We start from the raw sequence: 26,262 nt of genomic DNA on the forward strand, positions 1-26,262 counted from the left end.
GATAAATGAAGCGTATACTACCCGTAATACTATTTTTTGGTCTCTCATCAATGCAACTTGTCTATGGACAGCAAAATGGTGCGTTCAACTTAAATGACCCCGAAAAAATCAGTTATCTCAACCCTAAAAACTATGTAATTAGTGCTGTTGATGTAACTGGAACACAATTTTTGGATAAGAATGTATTAATTACCATATCTAAATTGTCTGTAGGTCAATATTTGGAAGTCCCAAGTGAAGCGACTGCGAAAGTAGTAAAAGACATGATGGCTCAAGGCCTCTTCGATGATGTCGAATTATGGGCAGAAAAAATTGAAGGCGAAAACATCTTTTTGACCATCCGTGTAGTAGAGCGTCCTCGTTTGACACGTATTGATATTAATGGACTAAGTAAAAGCCAAACGGAAGAAGTCCGTAAACGTTTAAATAGTAATACAGGTAAAATTGTCAATGAAAATTTGATGAATACCACTCGTGCAACAATTCAACGTTTTCTAAAAGAAAAAGCTTTTTTATATCCAGAAATTACACTAAAAACAGTTAAGGATTCGGCGCAAGCTAACAATGAGATCTTAATTGCTGATGTGGATAAAAAACATAAGGTAAGAGTCAAAAAAATGACTTTTACAGGCAACGAACATTTTTCGCAAAAAGATCTGCGGAAAATGGCAAAGCCAATCAAGCAAAAAATGTGGTACCGCGTGTTTGGTCCAGGTAAATTCAAAGAAGAGAAATACAAAGAAGGTAAAGAAAACCTGATCAAAAAAATGGCTGCCAAGGGTTATCGCGATGCTGAGATCTTAAAAGATACGATCATCCGAGATGGTGAAAAAAATGTATTGGTAAATTTTGATATTTATGAAGGTCCTAAATATTATGTTGGTAATATTGTATGGACAGGAAATGCAAAATATTCGGACACCTTATTAAATAAAATTCTAGGAATCAAACGTGGTGATGTCTTCTCGGAAGAAAAACTGAGCACTAAGTTGTTAGGTGGAGGCAAAAATTCGGATGATATATCATCCATCTATATGAATGATGGGTATTTGACTTTCTCAGTAGACCCTGAGCAAACACGTGTATATAACGATACTATCGATCTAAATTTACGTGTTTATGAAGGAGCACAGTATACAATCAACAACGTTATTGTAAAAGGTAATGATGTCACAAATGACCGGGTTGTATTACGTTCCATTTATACAAAACCAGGACAAAAATTCTCAAAAGAGCAAATTATGCGTAGTGTTCGTGAAATTGCACAGTTGGGAAATTTTGATGAACAAAAAACAAATCCAGTTCCGAGCAATTTAAATTATGCGGAAGGAACAGTAGATATCGTTTATAATGTAACGGAGAAACCATCCGATCAGGTAGAACTTTCAGGAGGTTATGGAGCCGGACAGATCATAGGTACACTAGGTTTGACTTTCAATAACTTCTCTACAAGTAACTTTTTTGATAAAAGCTCATGGAAACCGCTACCTCGTGGTGATGGCCAAAAATTAAGTGTACGTGGTCAGACATCAGGTAAACGTTATCAATCCTATAGCTTCTCCTTTTCTGAACCTTGGTTAGGCGGAAAAAAACCCATATACTTTGGTCTGAGTGCTTATACCTCTAGTTCATCGTATGGCGGGTTCAACTACTATACAGGTGAACAAATTGTAAAAGATTCGGAATTAAACCGTATTTGGATGACGGGTATTACTGCGACTTTAGGTAAACGCCTACAGTGGCCAGACAACTGGTTCCAAGCAAATACCTCATTGTCTTTCCAACGGTATAAACTTCAGAATTACGGGAACTATTTCTTATTTGATAATGGTACAGCATACAATATCAACTTAACACAAGAATTTAGCCGTAACTCGATTGATGCGCCAATTTACCCTACTTCGGGTTCGAATATCAAATTCTCTGTGCAATTAACGCCACCTTATTCACTATTCAATAACATTGATTATAAGAATGGTACACCTCAAGATCGTTATCGCTGGACTGAATACCACAAATGGAAATTCGATTCACAATGGTATGCAAAAATTGTAGGTAAATTAGTTTTCAAAGCTCAGGCACAGTTTGGTTTCTTAGGAAAATATTCTAGCAAAACAGAAATTTCTACTTTCGAACGATTCAAGGTCGGTGGTGACGGTATGCAAGGATTCGATTACCTTCAAGGTTCTGAGATCATCGCGATGCGTGGTTATGCAAATGGTGTAATTATCCCAGAGGGTACTCAAAATGTAAACGTAGCACGAAACTCAGGTAGCCCGATCTACACCAAGTATCAAATGGAATTGCGTCACCCTGTTATGTTAAATGACCAAGCAACAGTATATGTACTGGCCTTTGCAGAAGCAGGTAATACCTGGAACAAATTCACAGAATACAACCCATTTAAGGTTCGTCGTTCGGCAGGTGTAGGTGCACGTATCTTCTTACCTATCTTCGGTATGTTGGGGATTGACTACGGTCACGCATTTGATCCTATTCCAGGTTTACCAAGCAGTACGTGGAAACAAAACTTCACATTCAGTATTATGCAAAATATGGGCGGATTTTAACTCAGGTTGATCCAATCACTAAGATATATCCTTATTGGGATGAAAAAGCTATCTGCAGTTTCTGCGATAGCTTTTTTTATATACGGCCCACAAAATTATTTATTCGATTTAACGCAGAATATATCATAAATCTTCCTATATTGAAGCAAGCTTGTTTTTAGCAACAAAGGTTAGCCATAAAGCCCCCTTTGGAAAAGTATAGAGAGACTCGGCCAACAAGTTAAATAGTGTTAAACCCGAGAAATATCTGTTAGATTGCATCTTTTTTGTTATTTTTGAGCGGTAAATTTATTTAAGACGACTTCTCAGATTAAACTTTTGGGCTTGTCCATTGTCATAAAGTAAATTAATGTTAAATAATAAATTATAGTCTATAAAACTTACAGGAAATATGAAAAAAATATTGTTAGTTATAGCTTTTGTAGTCGTGAGTGCTACAGCGACATTTGCTCAACAGCTTGCATATGTAGATTCAGAATATATCCTAAAACACATTCCCGAATATACCACTGCCCAAAAACAATTAGATGATCTTTCTAAACAATGGCAGGAAGAGGTCGATCAAAAATATGCTGAAATAGAAAAGTTATATCAGGCTTATCAAAAAGATCAAGTTTTATTAAACGAGGATATGCGTCGTCGTCGCGAGGATGAGATCGTTACCAGAGAAAAAGAGGTAAAAGATTATCAAAAACAAAAATTCGGATTTGAAGGTGAGCTGTTCAAAAGACGGGTTCAATTGGTTAAACCTATTCAAGACCGCGTTGCAAAAGCAATACAGGATGTTGCCTCGGCACAGAATTTTGACTTCATCATGGACAAAGGCAAAGAGTCTACTTTCCTTTATGCGAATTCAAAATTGAACAAAAGTAATGATGTCATTACAAAATTAGGTTATAAACCTAATCCTAGTCTTGCAAACTAAGCAGGAGTTTATTATCATTGTGGACACAAGTAATAAAAGTAGTAATTAATTAGAAAACTAAAAAGATTGCCATAGAGATGGCGTATTAGATTAAAATGAAAAGCATGAAAAACTTATTAAAAGGTGCGGTTGCTATAGTGGCAGTATTTTTCTCAACTCAATTTGCGAATGCGCAGCAAAAAATTGGTCACATCAATTTTGCTGAAATCATTTCAGCCACTTCAGATTATAAAACAGCTGAAGGTCAATTGAAAACATTGAGTGAGACTAAAACAAAGGAAATTCAAGGGATGGTGACGATGTTACAGGCCAAACAGAAAGAAGGAACTGATAAATTACGTACTAGAAGTGAAGCAAACAAAGAAACGCTAGATCCTGAACTTAACAAGTTAGGTCAAGAAATTCAAGATATGCAAACGCGTATTCAAACTTCACAACAAACTGCTCAAGAAGAATTGCAAAAAAAAGAAGATGAGTTGATCACTCCTATTCAAAGAAAAGTAGCTGATGCTGTAAGCGCAGTATCCAAAGAAAAAGGTATGGCTTATGTATTTGACATCTCAAGCACAAATATTCCTTATTTCCAAGGTGGCGAAGATTTGACTGCAGCTGTTAAATCAAAACTAGGTATCTCAGCAACAGCAGCTCCTGCTGTACCAGCGAAAAAATAATAACATATTATATACGATAAAAAAAGGGATTATTCACGTGAATAATCCCTTTTTTTATTGCCCCTCCCACTATTCATGCATTAAGATAATCCGCTAGAAAACTCTCAAAATGATTATTTGAGGATCGAATAAAATGGATTTATCAGTAGGAATAAAAATCTACAATACGATTTCTTGCTTTTACCAGCTAAAATTTAGATATTGTAGAAAAAATATACATCTACCCTAATGAAAACATCATGAGCTCAAATTTGTTTATTAACGAACGAATAGGATAACTCATGGAAGCTTCGTTGCTAAAATGGTTTTATTCGTATGAAATCATCATGAGCTTAAATTTAGCTCAAAGACTTACACGATTGAGTCTATGATAGTTTCATTCTTAATAATACCGCCAAAGGCAGTATAAATGCTTTTGAAAACAAACTGGTAATGAATAAACAAATTATTCTAATGAAAAAGAAAGTAACTGAGGATCATCCAAAGAAAGAAAGAAAAGTAACATCCGGTCCCATCCGAGACAAAGAACGTACCAAGGCGCGGATGATCGCAGCAGTGGGAAAAGTCATCCAAAAGAAAGGCTACCATGCGCTGAACGGCCCGAATATTGCACTGGAGTGCGGCTTAAATAAAGCGCTTATCTGGAATTATTTTGGAGGTCTTGATCAACTAGTAGAAGCTTACTTAACACAAAAGGATTTTTGGCAAATCGGAGATAAAGGAGTTTTAGAGCAAATGATATCAAATCCAACCGATATTGATGTTGCTTTGGTCAACGAATTACTTAAATCCCAGTTGAATACATTTTTAAAAGATAAAACCAAACAGAAAATCATCCATTGGGGACTGGGTGAAAAAACAAAAGCTTTAAAAAATATAGCGGATAGGCGCGAAGTTCTCGGTGAAGAATTATTTAAACACTTTGATCCAAAATTTGAGCATTCTGAAACTGACATAAGAGCTACACTTGCATTACTTGTCAGTGGAATTTACTACTTAAGTCTACAGGCTAAATCGACAGGAAGTACTTTCTGCGGTATTGATATCAATACAGAAGAAGGAAAGGCCCGTATTGAAAAAACTGTCGAAAAAATTCTTAAGCAAGCATTTGCTGATATAGATTTATCCAAATAATCTTTGCCTCCAAAAAATCCCGGCGATTTCTTGGAGGCTTCTTTCTTGATTTCCCCTTTTCCTATTCATTATTTTTCTAGAAAATTAGCTGATCGATCCTATTTTCTGATTTATTTTTATTATGTTAGCATAACAAAAATATTATGGTATATTTGTTTATGTAACCAATATTCGAGCATATGATAGGTCAGCTACTATTCGCAGTTTGTTTTTTAGGCGCATTATTTTTCTTTGGTAAAAATGCACGACAGATCTATAGTAATATCAAGTTAGGTAGAGATTTAGATCGTTCCGACAGGGCTTCAGAACGTTGGAAAACAATGTTTTTGATTGCCTTAGGACAAAAAAAGATGTTTAAGCGGATTATTCCCGCCATCCTACATTTATTTGTCTATTTGGGTTTCGTTATCATCAATATCGAGATGTTGGAAATCATTATCGACGGTTTATTCGGAACTCATCGGGTATTTTCTTTTTTAGGAGGCTTCTATAACTTCTTGATTGGGTCATTTGAATGGCTAGCACTTGGTGTGCTACTGTCTTGTGTGATCTTCCTTATTCGAAGAAATGTAGTCAAAGTAAATCGTCTGAACAGCAAAGAGCTTAACAACTGGCCAAAAACAGACGCTAATATTATTTTGATTACAGAGATTCTGCTTATGTCGGCTTTCCTTCTAATGAATGCCACAGATCTCAAATTACAGCTTTATGGATTTGAACATTTTAATGCTGTTGGCTCCTTTCCGGTAAGTCATTATTTATTACCTTATCTTCCGACTTCCACTACTACGCTGTATATGATCGAAAGATTTTGTTGGTGGTTCCATATATTAGGCGTATTAGCTTTTTTAAACTATCTACCCTATTCAAAACACTTACATATCGTTCTTGCTTTTCCCAATACATATTTTTCAAACTTGGACGCCAAGGGGAAATTATCCAATATGACAGCGGTAACCAATGAAGTAAAAGCGATGCTTGATCCAAGCTTCACTCCGCCTTCTTCAGATGCCACAGCCCGCTTTGGAGCCAAAGATGTTCAAGATCTAACATGGAAAAGCCTACTGGATGCCTATACTTGTACCGAATGTGGTCGCTGCACCTCTTCTTGTCCAGCTAATATCACGGGAAAACTTCTATCCCCACGAAAAATAATGATGGATACAAGGGATAGATTAGCTGAAGTGGGCAATAATATTAAGGCAAATGGTAGCTTCGTTGAGGACGGAAAATCTCTTATAGATACTTATATCAGCCGGGAAGAATTGTGGGCATGTACAAGCTGTAATGCCTGTGTCGAGCAATGTCCTGTCAATATTAATCCATTGGATATTATCATCGAACTTCGTCGTTTTGCAGTTATGGAAGAATCTCAGGCCCCTGCAAGTATCAATAATATGTTTGGAAACATTGAGAATAATGGCGCTCCATGGAAATATGCGCAAATGGACCGTGCAAATTGGACTCAACAACAATAGTTTAAGGATGGAAAATGAATTAAAAGTTCCAACAGTCGCAGAACTGTTAGCTAAGGGAGAAACTCCCGATATATTATTTTGGGTGGGTTGTGCTGGTAGTTTTGATGAGCGCGCTCAAAAGATAACACGTGATATTTGTCGGATTCTCCAGCATGTTGGGCTTAACTATGCGATTCTTGGAACTGAAGAAAGCTGCACTGGTGATCCCGCAAAAAGAAGTGGAAATGAATTTTTATTTCAGATGCAGGCCATGATGAATATCGAAGTATTGAATGGCTATGAAATTAAAAAAATTGTAACCGCCTGTCCGCACTGTTTTAATACACTTAAAAATGAATACCCAGCTCTGGGTGGTAACTACGAAGTCATCCATCATACCCAATTGATCCAGGATCTCATCGATACTGGCAAATTAAAACCAGCTGACAATAACATATTTAAAGGTAAAAAAATAACCTATCATGACCCTTGCTATCTGGGACGGGCAAATGAAGTATATGAAGCACCTCGAAAAGTGCTTGAAAGTCTAGATGCGCAACTTGTTGAATTGAAACGTTGCAAAAGTAATGGACTATGCTGTGGTGCCGGTGGTGGCCAAATGTTTAAGGAACCCGAACAAGGCAAAAAAGATATTAATATTGAACGTATTGAAGAGGTCATTGCGGTACAGCCTAATGTTGTTGCAGCTGCATGTCCTTTCTGTATGACGATGTTAAAGGATGGTGTCAAAATAAAGGAGAAAGAGTCCGAAATCGAAGTGCTCGACATTGCTGAAATAACAGCCCGCGCAAATAAACTTTAAAAGTTTCGGCTCAGAAATTACGAAATAAAATAAGAAAGGCTCGATCTTCCAATCGAGCCTCTTTTTTGCTAAAAGGAGTAACAAGTCCCCTTTCAACACCGGGGAAAACTAACCGCAATAGGTATCCTACCGGTTAAAATAAGGATACCTATGATACGGTTAGCAATGGGGAATATATGTTATCCCCCGCGGTCAAGTCAAACCAACGAATTAACCATTTCAAAAATAAAGCTCATCTCCCAAATATCTATTGATCATTTCGTAGAAAATTTTGATCAAACCATAACTCTTAAAAAATCAAGGACTTTACCACAATGGGGCCGCAACTCTAAAATTTTGCAACCTCATTATCAGTTTTTTAATAAAAAAAAACAGGATAGAATAGAAGACTAGCACATCGGTTTTACAGCACTCAGCATGAATAATCCACCTCCTGCTTCTGTTTTCGAATAGATTTTATTGTGAACTTCATTATCGGTTTTCAAATCAGTGAAACCTACCTTATCCAATAGATATAAATCTCTTTCAGGTCGGCTATGTTTACTTATATCTAAATTAGATTTGATGACATTTGCCTCTTCCATAATTTCTTTAGGATATCTTTTATGTCCCTCTTGACTGAAAACTGTCGCTCCGAAATCACCATCAAAATTTATAAATATTCCTCCGGGCTTCAATACCCGAAATATTTCACCATAACATTTTAATAAATCGGGAATCGTCCAGGTCATAAGACGTGTAAAAACAAGATCAAATTTATCATCATCAAATGTCAAATTTTGAGCATCCATTACATGATAATCCACTTTTAGATTTAATACATTAGAAACCTGTTTTGCTTCATTTATCATGTTTGGCGAGAGATCAATAGCGGTCACATCAAAGCCTGCCTTGGTCATAATATTACCAAAGTATCCTGAAGCAGTCCCTATCTCCAGAATATTCTTTCCTCCCAACTTTGGGTCTAGCAATATCTCTTCGAAGAAATTCAACCAATTTGCTGTTTCTGGTTGGGACCAAGCCTCTTCTTTCTCTTCACGCCAAATCTTACTCTGTTTGTCCCAGTACGATGTAATCCTGTTAATTATCATAATAAATCTATAATTTTATCAGCTTTTTGCTTTCCATAAAGATGGGTAATAATTTCTTCAACCTGCCCCTTTTGACCTAATTGCTTATTATCATACGCCCAATGATGTATTGCCGTTGCTGTGCAAAGCGCTTTCAACGTATGTGGATTGTAGACAAACATTGGCAATAGATTAAAAATCTGCTTCTCCTTTATCGCAGGAATATCCGCAAACTCTTTTCGTTTATAAAATAAGTGTGGACTATCATTCCACATAACAATCATATCTGGGTTCCAGCTGATCAATGTTTCCGCGTTAATATTGGGTTGATCCAACTCAAAAGGACAGACATTTTCGACACCGGCCATTTCCAGACAAGCGTGCATCATGCTCTTTGTACCTGTTGTCGAAAAAACACGTCCATAAGCCCAGGTAAAATATACCCGCCGTTTCATTGAAATGGTATCAGAACGTTTTTTGATCAGCTCCTCTTTCTGCTTTACATAGGAAATCAACTCCATCCCTCTTTCTGTACTAGCTGTAAGTGTTGCAATATCCTCCACCGTTTTAAACACCTCTGCTTTCAATTCGGCTTTCGTTGCATACACCTTCATTCCAGCATTTCGTAAGCCTTCTATTAAATCCGCCTGACCAGCATGTACGATTACCAAATCTGGACTGAGTCCAACAATCTGTTCAACACTTCCCTGATTATTTGCGCCCACCACGGGTAGTTTTCGCTCCAGTATCCGGCTATCCATTTTCGAAAAGAAAGGAAATAGCTCATCACTGGAATAAACATCATTAAATAGCCCAACAATTCTATGCTCAGCCTGCAGCATATATAGCGCGTCCAATCCAGGTTCATATAAACATACGATACGTTCTGCCGGTTTCTCTAGCGCAATAAGTTGCCCTTGTGCATCGATTACCTCTACAGCCACTCCATTCGTTTTCCCTGTTTGATTTTCGCCACTACAGCCAATCCAAATAGGAAATAGGATCACTATAAGTTTTTTTATAAAATTTATTTTCATCGTTTTTTTACAGATTTATTCCGAATGAGAGCCTTGCATGTATAGGTGCCATTTGTACCCAATAGTACATATTTCCACTACCATTACGCCAAGCTGTAGAATACATTTTTTCGTTCAATAGATTATTGACGATTAGATTAATACGATACTTGTCATTGCTCCATCCTGCTCCTGCATCCAATCGAAAGATATCTTTTAGGGCTACAGGATTCGTTGATGTAAAACGTTCAGCTCGACCAATGAGCAACTGATATCCCAAGGATACTGTTAAACCTTTTACGCGCTCAATAGGCAACAGATAATTCAACCAAGTATTGTGAATATGCTTTACCCGATTGGGCGTGGCCATCCCAATATTTTCTGATTTCATTTCGTCGGCAGAGATTTTAGAATCCGTGTAAGCATAGTTGATCACCGCATTCAGACCTTTTGCCAGTCTTCCCTTAAGGTCAAACTCAACTCCTCTGGATTTACTTTCCCCGGTCTGATAGATCAGATTGGATACTGGGTCAGGTGTGATCAGACGATTTCTTTCAATATGATACACTGAAACGCTTGTATTCCATTTTCCTTCCATCCAGTCACGTTTTATCCCTAATTCATAGTTTACTCCTTCTAAAGGTTTTAACGCTGTACCATCCACGGAAATCCCTGCTTGTGGCAAATAACTCTGGTCATGTAGGAAATAGAGCGAAGTATTTTGATCCAATGCATAATTGATTCCCAACCGTGGGGTTAAAACAACATCTTCGGAATTACTCTTTGCTCCATAATCATTTGTTTTGCCATTTGATGCAGTGACACGTAAACCAAGGGTAATCCGCAGTTTTTCATCCAAAAAAAGTAATTCATCCATTGCATAAGCCGAAACATAGAACAGCCGTCGGTGTATTTTACTTCCCTCGGAAGTAAAATCATTCTCCGAAGCAGAATCGCCGCCTACACCAGTATTGAGGATCGTTTCTGAATACTGTGGATTCGTAATGGACAGCGGATAGACTGCTGTCGCTGCGTCCCATGTATCCCAACTTCGGGATAATTTATTATTGATATCAATTCCAGTGATAATACGGTGGCCGACATTTCCAGTTTTAAAATATCCATTCACGTAAGCCTGCGTAGAAAAGATACTGTACTTATTCGAATCGTAAACTAGATTTCTATCCAAAATATCTTTATTTTGAGCATTCGCACCATTCACCCAAAACAATGTACCATTATAGCCACTACGGATGTACGCCAATTTTGTTGTCAATTGCCAATCACTCTTAAATCTATGTTGAAATGTCAAAAATGCATTATGGTCATTACCTACAAAAGGTCGTATACTTGGGTCGGTAATGGTAAAATCTTTCGGGAGTGTACCATAACCGTAGGGGGACATCTGTGCTTCACTGAGGAGAAGATAGTTCAATTGTTGATAGATGTATTCGGCCGTTATTGATGTGCGATCGCTAAATTGACATTTTAATGAGGGAGCAAACAACAATCTATTATTTCGATCATGTTTAAGAAATCCATTACCACGCATGCCCATGACATTTAAACGGTATTGGACTTTATTACGTTTATCAAGTTGCCCATCCAAATCTACAGCGGCACGCAACAAACCAAAACTTCCAGTTAGCAAATCGAAACTCCTTTTGGTTTCTCCTGTTGGTTTTTTTGTAATGATGTTATAGGAACCGGATGGATCACTAATGGCATGCATAAAGCCACTCGGTCCCTTTACAAATTCCACTCTTTCAATAATTGCCAGATCATCGGCGATTGGCCCCTTACCCAATGGACGCATATCTACGCCATTACGTTGTGCACTGATATAGCCCCCACGCGAGTATATATCAGGGGATATACCATTATGTAATTCCTCTCTAAAAGTTCCACTTACATTGCGGGTAGCGCTCTCATTCAGGTTCAATACCGCCTGATCTCGAAAAATCTCGCTGTTAATGACCTGAATATGCTGCGGAACATTCAATAAAGAAGTTTCCAAGCGCAATGCTTCAGACAATTGTTTTGGATTATACCGCCTGTAATACTTAGAGGTGATTTCTATTTCATCAATTTTCAATGATTTTAAGGAGTCAGATGAAACTGTCTGTGCATTAAGACAAAAAGGAGCAGCAATTAATAAAGGTGTAACAAGGCCTTTGAATTGTAACATAATTAGATAAAGAATTTTTGTTACAAAAATCCAAAAACAACATTAAAACACAATAAGAACCATCTTAACAAACCATAAGAGCAATATTAAGATGCAATTAGAAATTAAGTGGTCATTAAAACAATAAGGTCCGCTCAAATCTCATTCTTGTCAATCCATTTTGTTACCTCTGGCGCCTCATAGTTTTCCATCTTATTTAATAGATCTTCAATTGAATCACTTATCAACAGCATTTCTCTATTCTCCTGTTTTAAAAGTCCCTCAATAACCATATGATCCATAAATTTGATCAAATGATCATAAAAGCCATTAATATTTAATACTCCCACTGGCTTACGATGTAGACCGAGTTGTCCCCAGGTAATCATTTCAAAAAGCTCCTCAAGGGTTCCGAATCCTCCCGGCAAAGCTATTATTCCTTCAGCATGATCATTCATGATTCGTTTACGATCATGCATACTATCCACCGTAATTAATTTTGTTACGCCGCGATGTTCCCTTTCCTTTGAGTTTAGAAAGTGGGGAATTACGCCAATGACCTCACCACCTTTTTCTAAAACAGCATTGGCAACCACGCCCATTAATCCTGCACGGCCGCCCCCGTACACCAGCTGAACGTTTCGCTGCGCAAAAGTATAACCTACATATTTTGCCTGATCTTCATATATGCTGGAATTGCCTAAACTGGAAGCACAAAACACAACAATGCTTTTGATTTTATTCATATACAAGTATAAAAAATTAAGCTACCTAAATCCATTTTTTCAGCAATTTAAATACTATTTTTTTTCCTGTATAGGGTGGATAAATCAATGTAGAAAGTGCGTATCTGGATTGACGCATCACAGCTCGTTCATGTGAAAATGCCTTGAAGCCAAAAAAACCGTGGCAACTTCCCTGGCCACTACCGTTAACACCACCAAATGGCAGGTGAGGATTGGAAACATGGATAAGTACGTCATTGATACAAACACCGCCTGATGCTACTTGCTGGACTACCAGTTGGATACCATGTTTGTTTTCGCTAAATATGTACAATGCGAGAGGCTTTTCACTTCGATTTACGATAGCAATTGCTTCTTCCAATTTTCCATACGTTATCACTGGAAGAATAGGTCCAAAGATTTCCTCACCCATGATAGCATTATCCAATGAAACATCTAATAACAATGTCGGACTCAACGTTAAATCCTCAGACAGTACACCTCCTTCAACTAATCGGGCTCCTCCTTGGACCGAGTTCCTGATCAATGTAAGAAGACGATCAGCATGCTTCTGATTAATAATTTTCGCGTAGACAGTAGGATCTATTTTACCATCTATTGTAAAAAACATCTTTTTTACAGCATTTAAATAATATCTAACAAATTCGTCACGTCGCTTTTCCGGAATAAGAACATAATCTGGTGCAATACAAGTCTGACCGGCATTGATCAACTTTCCCCAGGCTACTTTATTTGCTGCTTTTTCAAGATGGGCAGTTTCATCCAATATCACTGGCGATTTCCCTCCGAGCTCCAAGGTTACAGAACTCAAATGATCAGAGGCTGATTTCATAATCAGTTTACCAACGATAGAACTTCCCGTAAAGAAAATATGATCAAAAGGAAGCTTCAAAAGAGTTTCCGCTGTAGATTTTTCACCCTCAATACAAACAATCTCTTTCACATCAAATGATTCGGATATCATCTTCTGAATCACTGCTGCTGTGTATGGACTATGTTCAGAGGGTTTCAGTACGATGCAATTGCCAGCAGCAATCGCAGATACCAAGGGGCTCATTGTAAGCTGAAAAGGATAATTCCAGGGCGATATAATCAGAACTACTCCTTTGGGCTGATAGACGATCGAGCTTTTTGCCAGCAAGTTTGTCACCGATCTCCCTACGCGTTTGGGTCGCATCCATTTTTGCAAATGGCGAATAGCAAAATCGATTTCACCATAGATAAATAGTACCTCACTTATTGCGGCCTCATTTCTTGATTTACGCAAATCTTTCGCTAATGCATCATAAATTAAATCTTCGTTACTTTCAATCGCACTACGCAGTTTACGCAGCTTTTTTATCCGTTGCTGGGCATCACTCTGTCGTAATTCGATTTGAAAGAGTTGCTGTTGCTGAAATATTGAATCTATTTGCTCAATCATACTGTTCTAATTAATATAAATTGAAAGGTGATGATATTTTTATTTTTTCTTGGGCATATTATCTATCCATTGCCGGATCAAATACACACCTTCCTTATGGATAATACTTCGGGCCAATTCGGGCATTGCCGTACCCGGTTCGGTACTATTCATCCGATAAAGCAAGATCGAATGCTTTGAATCTCCGGGTATTATATCAAAGTTTAAACCACCAGCCCCACCTCCTGCAGATACGGGCGCTTTACCCACACCCAGATGTGCCGGTTCGTTCTCTTCATAATTGAGAAATAACCCTGTATTAAATGCATCACCGCCTTTCGTATGACAGTGTGCGCAATTGACGTCCAAATAAGCTCTGGCACGTTCTTCAATACTGTATTTTTCCGTATTGGTCCATACCGGGAGTTGTGAAATACTCTTCAAGTCCGGCATATTTTTCAACAATCCCAAAGAACTCCAACGGGTCAATTGGTTGATAGAATCGCCGGCGCGCACAAAATTCAGATTACGCGCTTTAGGACCTATTGGCATTAGTTTCGATGCATTATTATGACAACGTTTACAATCATTGGTATTCGGCACCATATAATTTGTTGTATGTTTATTACCAGAGTTATCGACCAACGTGATTGCCAGTTTCGATCCTCTAATATGTTTAACTGCATCCGTTTGCTCCGTATTCCAAAGGTAATTCATGACTTTCCAGTTATGATCCATCGGATCTTTAACCAACAAGCGGGTTTCGATGACCACCTTTTGTCCCTGAACATTGATATAGGAGAAATTTTTAACAATTATGGTTGAATCAGGAAAATCCAAAGGTCCCTGTGCAGTATATTCCATTGATTTTCCCTGTGGAAGAACAATAAAACGATCTTTAACCGTATAGTCTGAAAACAAAGGCGTACTTAGGTCGTACGGAAGCACCCCCTCTTGCGGTAATAGACTACTTAGCTTTCCCTTGAAAAACCCATAATCAGACAGTTTTTCTTTAAATACGAAAGATGTATTGGTTTGTTCTGATTTATTTTTTCCCTGTCGGCAGCTTTGTTGCAACGTCAAAGAGAATACAGTCAAAACGATGATAACAGCAATGGTCAATTTTATATTTCTCACAGTTATTTACATTGAAATGGTTTCACATTACTTGATGGTTTCCATTTATCTGCTTGCCCCGCATGTTTAAAATCTGCCGAAACAAACATATTTTCACCGGGCTGGTCAATACAAATAGAATCCGGATTTAAGGAAGTACCATTGGTCATAATGTTGCTGGTGATTCCATCGTATAGGATCGCAGGGATTCTTTTCACAGAACGATTGGGTTCAACGGCATTCAGCTGTGCCTCAGTAGCAATAATTAATTGGCCAATACGATGTTCATAAGCCGGTTGTGGGAACTTGTCTTCCATCTTTATGGTGTTGCCATGGATCTTAATATGCGTCGGTATTGGCGAGTAATTGGCATTGATACGTTCAGCAGCTTTTTCATCTACAGCAAAACCAGAAGCTATAGTAATCGCCGAAGTATTATTTTTTTCAATCGTATTGTCATATATTTCGATATTTGAGGTGGAAAGGATAATAATTCCACTTCCTGGAGAGGCGTTTCCTACGCCCCAAAAAGTCCCAAAACTTCCTCCTTTCGCAAAATTTCTGAAATTGTTATCATAGATCTTGTTTCGATAAGCTTTCACATGGCCACCGCGCTGTGACAGATCGGGTAAATCGAAAATCAGAAAACCCGCTGTATTGCCATAAAACTCATTGTCATATACTTCGGCATCTGTTGTATTTTCAATTTCACAACCAGCTACATTTTTGAATGCCTTACATTTTCTTACAACCACTCCTTTGGTCTGTCCTACATAGATACCCGCATCAGAAGCGCCCTCTGCATAACAATTCTCAATCAGTACATTCTTGCAGAGTACAGGATAAATTCCATAACCACCACTGGTAGAATCAGCCGAACTCCATATACTATGTAGATCTGCAATAATGATGTCCTGACTGTTATTTATCTTCAATAAATCACCTTTTGAATCCCGGATCGTCATATTTCCGATGGTTAGTCCTTTGACATCAGTGATACGAATCCCCTCACCTCCCTGTGTCTGTCCCGAAAAATCCACAATTGTTTTATCATGCCCCTCGCCTTCAATTTTAATATGATTTACCTGGGCGATACTCAGATTGTCAAAACGATATTTACCTGCTTTCAAGTGTATATTTGTACTATCTTTAATCGACAGAAAAGCCTCCTCAATCGCTTCCTCCTGCCCCGGACCAAAAGTCAACACATTATAGTCTGTACTTTGTTGATTCTTACAGCTCCAAAAGACGAGTCCTATGAACACCATTATGAGCCTGTTTTTTACATGTCTTTTCATGATTTATCTTTTTATGATTTATTTTGGTTAAAAAATATTATAGGCATAGGTGACATAATACACCGCACCAATACGAGGGTTGGCTATACCAGTAGAATAATATTTGTTCGTAATATTCGTTCCACCGATACGAATGCCAGAACGAGCTTTAATAAGCTTATAGCTAACTTGTGCATCAATTACAGTCGAGCTAGGTACCTGCCCCGCCGCAAGTCCTCCAGACACAACATAATAATAACCGGGTTTATAACGAAGTGATGTACTAAAAGACCAGACTTGTTTTTTTCCAAAACCACTATTTCCAAATTCAAAATTAAAGTGATAATTAGGTGTATTAAAGTTATTGATCTGGCTATTGTTTTTATTTTTAAGATAGTCCGAGTAATAGTTTGCCTTGGTCATAAAATTCTTGCCCAGATCTATGCTCACACTTGCAGCATAGCCGTATGTATTTACTGTTTCTCCACCATTAAAAGCGACATTATATTGAACATAGGTAGCATGATCCTTAAAAGCGTTGATATCGTCAGTCCCCGGTGTATTGGCTACATTGGCATAACCGATAAAATTCTTCCATGTTGAAAAATAACCAAGCACATCAACCATAACACGCTTACCAAACATCGCTGCGTATCCTAATTCAAAAGCATTGACTGACTGTGGTTTGATATCATCAAACTTAAATTGCTGAAGTACTTTCGGATCATTTGTTGACTGAAATTTTTGTACACTTTCTAATGTATAGGGTGGGTAGCGGTCAAATTGATAGTTATCAATCAGTAATAGCGAAGATCCACCGGATGAAAAACTATTATAACCATTCAATGTATTTTGAAGCGCCTGAATATTAGAAGGAAAACTATATGCATTCTGATAAGAGAAACGCAAATAATTCTGTTTTTGCATATCATAGACCAATGATGCACGTGACGTAAGCCGCGGTTGAGCAAATAATGTATTCTTATCATATCGAAAAGAAGTCGCGATATTCAACCGTTCGTCCATGACTCTCTTTGCCATTTGAAGATAAGCACTGTATTCATTGACATGAATTGGTTTATCCTTATCTGGGAAAAGTGTATTTTTAGAATTGAGCCTATACAGGCGCCAATTGACACCCGCTATGACCTGCATAAATTTGATATGATCTGAGAAATTATATTGCGCTTCAGCATTATATAACTTACTGCGGTCTAGAAATAATGTTCCACCCTCTGAAATTGGCGTATTGCTAATGCTGTCTTTAAGTTTATTGAATAATGCGCTACCAAGTTCCGCCCGGCCCTGGTCAGCTAAAGTACGTCCTTGGAGATGGGCATCTGTAAGCGAAGTGCCAGTGGCAAGTGCATTAAGAAGACCAGCTGTATACTCCGGATACCAGCCCCCTACATTACCATCGTAACTTGTTTTCCAGGACTCATTGATGTATTGGGCCGTAGGTCCTGCTACAAGTGTTTTTCCTGAATTTTCTTGAGTCGTATAAGCCCGGACAAACCATTTGTCACTTCGTACCTCCAAACGATATTGGCCCACTTTAAATCCTTTTAACTGATAACGGGTATCATTGGTGTACACGATGTTTCCAGTGCCAAAAGTCGCCGAAGCAATAGCTTCTATATCAGGTGAAATCTTATAGCGAAATTCACCATTTACTTTAAAAAGCTTTGCCCTATTATCGAGATACCCATACTCAGCATAGCCAGTTCGGGAAACATAATTTGAATGAGCAAGCTGGGGTTCAACAATTGGCGCCAAATCTGGATTTCCAGCCAGTGCAGCTTCCAAGAAAGGGTTGATATCTACTGATGTTGCACCACCGTACATATTGACACCATTATAATTGGGGTTCGTTAGCGCCGTACCCAAACCATTTTTATTCGTCTCATCATTGGCCACCCAATCTTTTGCCTGGGTATATTGACCATTGACCTTAAAAGCAATCTTATTGCTCAGTTGTTTAGCATAGCGAATTGTCCAATCATAATACGGCGATGCGGGAACAGGATCATTGTTCTTTTTAGCGTTTATATGATTGACTCCCTGAGTCACCAATACACTTAATCCCTGATATTTGAATGGATTTTTACCTGTCGCAATCATCGTTCCGTTGAGTCCCCGTGAGCCATATAACGCAGAAGAAGCGCCCGATAAAAGCTCAATATTATCAACATCAAGTTGGGTCAAACCAATAACTGAGCCCAGGGGAAAGTTCAATCCCGGAGCCTGATTGTCCATACCATCGACAATTTGCGTAAAATTCGTATTTCCACTTGTATTGAACCCGCGTGTCGTTACACTGGTGAAACCGATACTGGACACAGTAACATCGACTCCCCGCAGCCCCTGAAGCATATCCATATAACTTATTTGAGCAGAATTACGGATGTCTTTGTTACTGATCTGTTCGATGGTCACAGGGGAGGACAATTTGGTCTGGACTGTTCGGCTTGCAGACACAACCACTTCCTGCCCCAGTATAGGCGAAACATTAAGCGGAATTTCTAAGGGAGAGGCTACACTCTCGACAAGGACCTCACGGGGTTCAAATCCGATCGCGGAAATAGAAAGGATTAGGGGCAAAGGTTTATTCGTTTTCAATTGAAAACGACCTCGATCATCCGAAAACGCACCTTCCTTACTGTCTTTTATACGTATGGAGATTGCATAAGCGGCCTCCCCGGTCAGGCTATTACTAACGCGCCCGTTTATCGTCTGCTGCGCAAACAAAGAAAATGGAGCGCAGATACAGAGAATCTGGATTAATAAGGTAATTTTTTTCATAGTTTATATTGGTTAGCGTATAATATTCGCTTCAATGCCTCACTTTACCCATCCATGATTCCCTGAGACAGGTCATCATCCTTGCTTTCTGATTCCCTTGAAAATCAAGGAAACCAAAAATTTAGTATCCCGAAGACTTTGTGCATAGTCAATCTCGACTTGCTTCTTTAGGATCGCTTGTTGCTCCGTACTATGTTTTAGTGCATTCGCAAAATTGATTAGTACAGAAGCTGTATTTTCTGGATCTTCCATATCCAGCTGCTCCCGAGCGATGGCCTGCAGCAAAAGCTTTGTTAAAAAATCCTTTTCCTGTACCATCATCGCATCATATAGTTCAAAAAAACGGGGTAAAATCTTGTCAAGTGATTCTACCGACACCCGATTCATATTGAGTACATTTGTATAATAGTTCAATCTCGACTCTAAATAGAACCCGATCTGATTCTCCACTCCTTTTTTCTTTAAGGTACTCTGTTGCAATGTATTTATAAAAGACTCACCCTCGCGGATCGCAACTTCTATAAAAATATCTTCCTTGTTCTTATAATAATAGTAAAGCGAAGTTTTGTTCAGTCCCACAGCTTTCGCAATATCATCCAATGTCGTCTTCTCTAAACCATATCGCTCAAAACACTCCATTGCGGCCTGACCTATCCGCTCCTTAACCTGTTCCTTTTTGTTCATCTGAATTAAAGTTAGTTATATATTTTCAATTTTCAAACATTTTAATAAAATGTTTGAAAATTGAAAATATATAAAATGAATACTGTTATTTAGCAATCTCAACCAGCAAGTTGATACTCAATTTATATACCAACCCCCATATTCCTGCTACAGGTTAAATTTAACATTTCGCAGGTAGTTTTAGATTCGCCATTTCAAAAAACGTAATTTTTAATTACACGCTGCTCAGGATATTTTTTCTTGCCTTATGAAAAGAATAAAAAAACAAAAATACATTATAATTGTAATGAGAAAGTGACGTTTGACAATTTAAAAATTATAAACATGTACAAGATTATGAATATGATAGCGATTGCCGGCTTTAGCGCAGTACTCCTTTCATCAACGCCAGTACCTCAGCAAAGTGTAGCTCATAAAAACTACACCGAAGCAATCGAGCAAGCCCCACTTACAAAAGGAGTAGAAGGTACCGATTCCTTATTGCAATACTTTGACCAGACAACCAAAGAACTCGAAAAACAAGTCTCAGGTCTTAGTGAAGCTCAGCTGCAATTTAAGGCAGCCCCAGACAAATGGTCAATCAGTCAATGCCTGGAACATATTGTACTTTCTGAACGAATGATATTTGATATGGCAAAAGCATCATTAACAAAAGCTCCCCAACCAGAAAGAAAAGGCGAAGTGCAAATGACCGACGACAATCTAAAAACGACAATTACAGATCGAAGCCATAAATTTCAGGCGCCTAAAGAACTTCAACCAACCGGTATATACAAAGACTCAAAAACAGCTTTAGCTGATTTTCTGACCGCGAGGCAGCCAGTCATTGACTACATAAAAAATGCAGATGCAAAGGATCTCCGCAACCATATCAACGATTATCCGACAGGTGTCGTAGATGGTTACCAAGGCTTGATGTTTATTGCAGCACATTGTGCCCGACATACCAAACAGATTGAAGAAGTAAAAGCAGACCCTAACTTTCCAAAACAATAAGCACATGAAAAAAATGAATTATCAGATCACGATCGACTCCCCTGTCGATCATGTATTTAAGACAATGCTTGATAAAGAAACGTATAAAAAGTGGACAGCTGCCTTTAACCCAACTTCTGACTTTGAAGGTAGCTGGGAAAAGGGTGCCAAGATTTATTTTACCGGTATTAATAAAGATGGTGAAAAAGAAGGTATGGTGGCAGAGATAGCCGAAAATATTCCAAATAAATACATATCCATCCGCCATTACGGTATATTAGACAAAGGCAAAGAGATTACCGAAGGACCGGCTGTCGAAGATTGGGCCGGCTCATTGGAGAATTATACTTTTACAGATCTTGATGGTAAAACATTATTAAAAGTTGATGTGGACACCAATGAAGAGTATATTGAATATTTTGACGAATCGTGGCCAAAAGCTTTACAAATTCTCAAAGAAATCAGTGAAGAATAAGGTTTTAAAGAGTTTATTTATTCACAAACAAAGAGCATATAGCCAAAAAAAGCCAAATCTTAAAATTAAGATTTGGCTTTTTTTTAAGTGCCCAGGAGCAGATTCGAACTGCCACGCCCATACGAGCGCCACCCCCTCAAGATGGTGCGTCTACCAATTTCGCCACCTGGGCTCATATTCGCCTTTGGTATCACAAAAATAAAGATTTTTCCTTCTTTTGCAAGTCGAAAAATGCTTTTTAATGCTTTATTTCACTAAATTCCTATTGATCAAGGTTCTAATTACACCATCGACCAATCCTACACGGGGAACAATGATTTGTTTTAGACGACCGTACTTCATAATCGTCAGAAAAATCTCACTTGCAGGGATAATTACATCCGCCCTATCTTCATTGAGACCCAGTAAAATAATACGTTCCTTTAAAGAGAAAGACGATAAATGTTCATACACCGCTTTCAATTTTGCGTAAGACAATGGCTTATCCAGTTTCTCATTGGACAAGCGGGCCAATTTATTAATGTTACCACCAGTTCCTATCCCAATGACCTGTTTATACATATGTGTGTTGCTTCGGACCCATTCTTTGAGCTCATCCCAGGTCTCTGCTTTGTCCTGATTATCCAAAATACGTATCGTGCCCAAGTTAAAGGATCTCGAATTCACCAGAATACCATTCGCAAATAAAGACAATTCGGTACTACCACCACCTACGTCGATATAAAGATATACCTTGTCTTTTTCCATCTTATTATCCCAATGACTGTTGTAGATAATTTCAGCTTCCTTTGCCCCTTCTATAATATCTATATTGATCCCGTTTTTCTTAACTTCCGCAACAATATCAGCACCATTTTTTGCATCACGCATCGCAGACGTTGCACAAGCCATATAGTCTTCCACATGATAAACATCCATCAATTCGCGAAATGCCTTCATCGTTTTTATCAAGCTCTCTGCCTTTCTGGGAGAAATTTCCTGTTGAATAAATGCATCGTCGCCCAGGCGTAAAGGAACCCGTAAAAGCGTATTTTTTTTAAAATTGTATTGATCCTTTTGGCCAATGATATCAGCGATCAAAAGACGGACCGCATTGGAGCCTATATCTATAGCAGCGTATCTCACGTTATATTGTTTCTTATAATTATTTGATTAAATCATGCTAAAATAACCACAGTTATTAATAACTGTATTATAGTAATGTTAAGTTATTATTAATTTAACAACTCAACAAATTATTTCTCTTTTTGATTCCCTTATTTTTATGGAAAACCGCATCTATTTCGTCACAAAATAAAACCTATTTTGAATTACAGCATTTAAAATGGTGCTCAGAAATACTTTTGAAAATCCCATCATAAACTAGCAGTACAGTTTTATCATCTTCTCAGCTGTCTTATTTGCTGTTATTATAGATCATTCTATTATCAACAAAGAGTGGTAAGGCAACAACAGCTATGAACTTTCTGATCAATAAACTGGGCGTAGCGAGCTCATTGATACCTTAAAAAAAGAATATGAATCAATAAAAACAGCCGCTTTCAAAAAAAAAGGAATATTCAGCTAACTGAATATTCCTTTTCTTCCTATATAAGTTGCTATTTAGTGATGACCGTGACCTTCCACTTTTCCACCAGCCAATTTATAGATTTCTTCAACTTTTTTCAAAGATTCCTCAGAAACATGAATAACACTATGATTGGTGTTATGTTCTTCACGGGTCAATCTGCTATTGATCTCACCTTGTTTTTCAAGAACCAATACTAAAAACGCTTTATCATTGAATGCAGCAGTGCTATCTGATCCGATTGAAGCCGGAGTTTGAAACGCAGGTACACCGCGTTGTGCATCGCCGACATGCAGCTCTTTTGCCAAACCATCCAACTCAGGCAATACAGTCGCATAAGCTTCTTTAATTTTAGCCGCCACATTCTTAACTTCTGTTGAAGTTGATTGTTTTGCCGCTACATCAGCAAGGTTTACTAAATAGTTACCTTCCTCGCCAACGAATTTAATCATTGTAAAAGCATCACCATCTGCTAAAGATGCATTGGCATATTGACGCTGTCTATTTGCAGCTGTTTCACCACAAGACGCAAATACAGTACTCGCACAAGCAGCTACAATAAATAACTTATTAATCTTCATATCAATTTTGTTAACTATACAAAAGTAGATAAAATATACTTTCTGCGAAACCTAATCCGCGAAAAGAAACAAAAATTAAGCAACATTCCTTCCTGCATTGATGACACCGAATATTGTCCGTGCAATCAACTTTGAATAATCCTCTCGTTGTGCCTCATCCAATTTATCGGAATTGAGCGCACGAATTGCATAATGTTGGATCACCAACAAAGGCAATACGATGCCTTCTCGCGCCAAAATTGACTCACGGTCTACGGGGTAGTTCTCCATCAATTTAGATGTCCCACTGAGTTTTAACAAATACTCTTTGGTAATCTGGTATTCCGCATGAAGATTTTTCCAGAATTCGCCATACACCTTATCGTCCTTCATGTAAGCTGTGATATCAAAATTAGATTTGGTCATGGACATCATACAATTGTCGATCAAGGTCTGGAAGAATCCCGAAGAAACATACAATTGTTGTACATCTTTCCATAGATTATTCTTCTCGGCCCACTGTAACGCTGTCCCAACCCCGTAAAACCCAGGGATATTTTGCTTCAATTGACTCCACGAAGTAACAAAACTGATCGCACGCAGATCTTCGAGGCGTAATTCCCGGCCTGAATTCCTTTTTACAGGTCGGCTTGAAATATTGATGGATGAAAGTGCTTTCAACGGAGACATCGTTTCCAGATAAGGCAGGAACAACTTATTGGTACGAAGATCCATAAATTTATGATGGCTCAATTCGGCCAATTTATCAATAATTTCTTGCTGATGTTTGGTCAGCGTATCACCTACCCGTTGTTTTAAATCAGAGATAATACCCGCATGTAGGAGCTGCTCTATATTAAATCGAGCCGTATCCAACGAGCCATATTGGCTACTGATAGTCTGTCCCTGTATCGTTAATTGAATATGATCATTGGCAATTTCCTTACCCATGGAAGCATAAAAACGTTGTGTTTTACCTCCTCCACGTGCCGGAGGTCCGCCACGTCCATCAAAAAAGACAAGATCAACATCGTATTCACGCGAGATGGCCGTCAACTCTATTTTTGCTCTATAGATTGACCAGTTTGCCATCAGATATCCTCCATCTTTTGTACTATCCGAATAGCCCAGCATAATGGTCTGCTTGTTTCCTCTGCGTTTCAGATGCGCCTTATATTCTTTATTACTATAGAGCGTTTTCATGACATCGGCAGCTCTGGTCAAATCATCCACTGTTTCAAATAGAGGTACGAAATCAATTGTTAATGCATCTTTCTTCCAACCAGACCACAAAAATAACTGACGCAATCCAAGGATATCACTTGCTTGTTGACAATTACTAATAATAAAACGCTGTGCAGCGCGCTCAGAACCCGACCGTTGGATTTCCTTGAGCAATTTAATCACACCAGATGTATCTTTTGTCAATGGATCCGCATCATCTCCGACACTTAAATCCAATTCCTTAAACTTCAACACCTTTTGTTTATCCGCTTCATTCAGTTCCAAGTAATTTAATGGAACACCAGTAGCTTCCTGATTTTGTTGAATCAAATAATCTGTTGCATCACGTAGTATACGGCTATCTTGTCTGATATCTAAAGTCGTGAAAAAACAACCGAATGTCATTACCTTACGAAGCAAATCATCGACAATTTCAACAAAGAGACCATTGTGATATTCTTCCAGTACGTTTTTAATCGCTTTTAAATTTGTAATGATATTGTCGGTTTCATCTTCCGGATGTTCGACTGGATTAAAGCTATTTTCGTAAAACAGGGTCTGCAAGTTTTCCATGTATTCCTCGACTCCCCTGAACGTGATACGACGTCTTACAATACGGAAATCGCGGTAATAACATCTAAACAAAATAGTACGCAGTAAAGCGGCTACTTTCTTGGTACTTTCAACGCTTACATTCGGATTTCCATCACGATCTCCTCCTGGCCAAAAGCCCAATTCAATAAGCTGTTTTACCTCTTCAGTATCAACATCCAATTCATCATCAATGAAAGACTGGATCTCCGAAGCTACCTTATAAAATACATTCTCCAAAAACCAGGCTAAACTAGCAGCCTCGTCTACGGGTGTAGGTTTATTTTTATTGATGAATGGCGTTTTACCTAATTGCTGTAACAATAAGTGTATACTATGGATATCATTGGTCTTTATCGCATCGATCAGATCATTGATTATCCCCAATACCGGTCCTGGATAAAACTGAGTGGGGTGAGCAGTAAGTACCAGACGAACCGAGAAATCTTTTAATTTGGAAACGATTTTTCGTCGCATGTCACCATTCCCCTCAGCATTCTTGATCAACGCTCCCAAGACATTTTCATCATCACCACGGCCGACCATTTGAAATGACGAATCCTCTATCGCATCAAATAATACGACCTGACGTTCTATATATTGGACAAAACGAAAAAGTAAGTCAATACGTTGTTCTTCCGAAGAAAACTCTTCATGCTGATCAAAAAAACTCTTTATAATCTCATCTGGAGTCAAATGTTGGTCAACCCCCTTCTCGCACTGCTTTGCAAAAAATGGCAATAAAGTACCTGTATCTTTAACACGTTGAAATGGTAATGTTAAAAACAAACTTTTGAAAAGTTCAAAGCGTGTCAATACCTCGTCCTGAAAGACGGCCTCATTTTTACTTTGCTTCATATTTAAATCTTTGAAAAATGGTCAAGAGAGTTTAGGTGACTCTTGAGTTTTTGTAATATATCTGAAATTACCCTATGTGCCAAATATAGCAATATTATATTTAAACAAATAAAAAAATATAAATTAATCAAAAAAAACATCAAAATATTATA

The 26,262-nt window shown here is 38.1% G+C and carries 20 protein-coding genes and 1 tRNA gene; 8 read left to right on the forward strand and 13 right to left on the reverse strand.

Annotation, left to right across the window (positions count from 1 at the left end; genetic code table 11):
- Positions 1–5: 5 nt before the first annotated feature.
- From bamA to AC07UV_RS03205, 6 genes are all read left to right on the forward strand, one after another.
- Positions 6–2,570: an outer membrane protein assembly factor BamA gene (gene bamA / locus AC07UV_RS03180; protein WP_282253447.1), complete on the forward strand. Its 2,565-nt coding sequence runs from the start codon at positions 6–8 to the stop codon at positions 2,568–2,570.
- Between the two features lie 391 nt (positions 2,571–2,961).
- Positions 2,962–3,495, forward strand: coding sequence for an OmpH/Skp family outer membrane protein (locus tag AC07UV_RS03185; RefSeq protein WP_282253446.1), 534 nt, complete (start codon positions 2,962–2,964; stop codon positions 3,493–3,495).
- 104 nt (positions 3,496–3,599) lie between these two features.
- Positions 3,600–4,166 carry an OmpH/Skp family outer membrane protein gene (locus AC07UV_RS03190; RefSeq protein WP_223582251.1) on the forward strand — a complete coding sequence of 189 codons (567 nt, stop codon included), beginning with the start codon at positions 3,600–3,602 and terminating at the stop codon, positions 4,164–4,166.
- 453 nt (positions 4,167–4,619) lie between these two features.
- A complete protein-coding gene (locus AC07UV_RS03195) occupies positions 4,620–5,300 on the forward strand; it encodes a TetR/AcrR family transcriptional regulator (protein WP_282253445.1) in 681 nt (226 codons plus the stop codon).
- 179 nt (positions 5,301–5,479) lie between these two features.
- The gene (locus tag AC07UV_RS03200; protein WP_282253444.1) at positions 5,480–6,778 is read left to right on the forward strand and encodes a 4Fe-4S dicluster domain-containing protein; all 1,299 of its coding nucleotides are present in this window, start codon (positions 5,480–5,482) and stop codon (positions 6,776–6,778) included.
- Positions 6,779–6,785: 7 nt separating this feature from the next.
- Positions 6,786–7,580, forward strand: a complete 795-nt coding sequence (locus tag AC07UV_RS03205; protein WP_282253443.1) for a (Fe-S)-binding protein — start codon at positions 6,786–6,788, stop codon at positions 7,578–7,580.
- Positions 7,581–7,969: 389 nt separating this feature from the next.
- Here the strand turns inward: AC07UV_RS03205 and AC07UV_RS03210 are convergent, their stop codons facing one another.
- From AC07UV_RS03210 to AC07UV_RS03250, 9 genes are all read right to left on the reverse strand, one after another.
- Positions 7,970–8,671 (reverse strand): class I SAM-dependent methyltransferase, encoded by a 702-nt coding sequence (locus AC07UV_RS03210; RefSeq protein ID WP_282253442.1) that lies wholly within the window; start codon positions 8,669–8,671, stop codon positions 7,970–7,972.
- On the reverse strand, positions 8,668–9,687 hold the full coding sequence (locus AC07UV_RS03215) for an ABC transporter substrate-binding protein (protein ID WP_495182709.1): 1,020 nt from the start codon (positions 9,685–9,687) through the stop codon (positions 8,668–8,670). The genes AC07UV_RS03210 and AC07UV_RS03215 overlap by 4 nt, the downstream gene beginning before the upstream one ends.
- A gap of 7 nt (positions 9,688–9,694) precedes the next feature.
- Positions 9,695–11,854, reverse strand: coding sequence for a TonB-dependent siderophore receptor (locus tag AC07UV_RS03220; RefSeq protein WP_495182710.1), 2,160 nt, complete (start codon positions 11,852–11,854; stop codon positions 9,695–9,697).
- 134 nt (positions 11,855–11,988) lie between these two features.
- Entirely contained in the window at positions 11,989–12,579 is a 591-nt protein-coding gene (locus tag AC07UV_RS03225; RefSeq protein ID WP_495182711.1) for an LOG family protein, read from the reverse strand.
- Between the two features lie 25 nt (positions 12,580–12,604).
- The gene (locus AC07UV_RS03230) at positions 12,605–14,002 is read right to left on the reverse strand and encodes an aldehyde dehydrogenase family protein (protein ID WP_495182712.1); all 1,398 of its coding nucleotides are present in this window, start codon (positions 14,000–14,002) and stop codon (positions 12,605–12,607) included.
- 39 nt (positions 14,003–14,041) lie between these two features.
- Positions 14,042–15,118: an SO2930 family diheme c-type cytochrome gene (locus AC07UV_RS03235; RefSeq protein WP_495182713.1), complete on the reverse strand. Its 1,077-nt coding sequence runs from the start codon at positions 15,116–15,118 to the stop codon at positions 14,042–14,044.
- 2 nt (positions 15,119–15,120) lie between these two features.
- Positions 15,121–16,395 carry a parallel beta-helix domain-containing protein gene (locus AC07UV_RS03240; protein WP_282253436.1) on the reverse strand — a complete coding sequence of 425 codons (1,275 nt, stop codon included), beginning with the start codon at positions 16,393–16,395 and terminating at the stop codon, positions 15,121–15,123.
- Positions 16,396–16,422: 27 nt separating this feature from the next.
- A complete protein-coding gene (locus AC07UV_RS03245) occupies positions 16,423–19,176 on the reverse strand; it encodes a TonB-dependent receptor (protein WP_495182714.1) in 2,754 nt (917 codons plus the stop codon).
- 75 nt (positions 19,177–19,251) lie between these two features.
- Positions 19,252–19,860: a TetR/AcrR family transcriptional regulator gene (locus tag AC07UV_RS03250; protein WP_282253434.1), complete on the reverse strand. Its 609-nt coding sequence runs from the start codon at positions 19,858–19,860 to the stop codon at positions 19,252–19,254.
- A 324-nt stretch (positions 19,861–20,184) separates the two neighbouring features.
- On the opposite strand from AC07UV_RS03250, the gene AC07UV_RS03255 reads away from it, so the two are divergent.
- Positions 20,185–20,856, forward strand: coding sequence for a DinB family protein (locus AC07UV_RS03255; RefSeq protein ID WP_282253433.1), 672 nt, complete (start codon positions 20,185–20,187; stop codon positions 20,854–20,856).
- 4 nt (positions 20,857–20,860) lie between these two features.
- Positions 20,861–21,310 carry an SRPBCC family protein gene (locus tag AC07UV_RS03260; protein WP_282253432.1) on the forward strand — a complete coding sequence of 150 codons (450 nt, stop codon included), beginning with the start codon at positions 20,861–20,863 and terminating at the stop codon, positions 21,308–21,310.
- A gap of 88 nt (positions 21,311–21,398) precedes the next feature.
- On the opposite strand, the gene AC07UV_RS03265 is transcribed toward AC07UV_RS03260, so the two are convergent.
- The 4 genes from AC07UV_RS03265 to AC07UV_RS03280 all read right to left on the reverse strand — a co-directional run bounded on the left by AC07UV_RS03265 (position 21,399) and on the right by AC07UV_RS03280 (position 26,110).
- Positions 21,399–21,482: transfer RNA gene (locus tag AC07UV_RS03265), tRNA-Leu, on the reverse strand.
- Positions 21,483–21,556: 74 nt separating this feature from the next.
- Entirely contained in the window at positions 21,557–22,435 is an 879-nt protein-coding gene (locus AC07UV_RS03270) for a Ppx/GppA phosphatase family protein (RefSeq protein ID WP_223582223.1), read from the reverse strand.
- A 477-nt stretch (positions 22,436–22,912) separates the two neighbouring features.
- Positions 22,913–23,458 (reverse strand): hypothetical protein, encoded by a 546-nt coding sequence (locus AC07UV_RS03275; protein ID WP_495182715.1) that lies wholly within the window; start codon positions 23,456–23,458, stop codon positions 22,913–22,915.
- Positions 23,459–23,533: 75 nt separating this feature from the next.
- Positions 23,534–26,110, reverse strand: a complete 2,577-nt coding sequence (locus AC07UV_RS03280) for a phosphoenolpyruvate carboxylase (protein WP_495182716.1) — start codon at positions 26,108–26,110, stop codon at positions 23,534–23,536.
- Positions 26,111–26,262 lie beyond the last annotated feature (152 nt).

It is taken from the genome of Sphingobacterium sp. GW821-FHT03E03, from assembly GCF_059420745.1.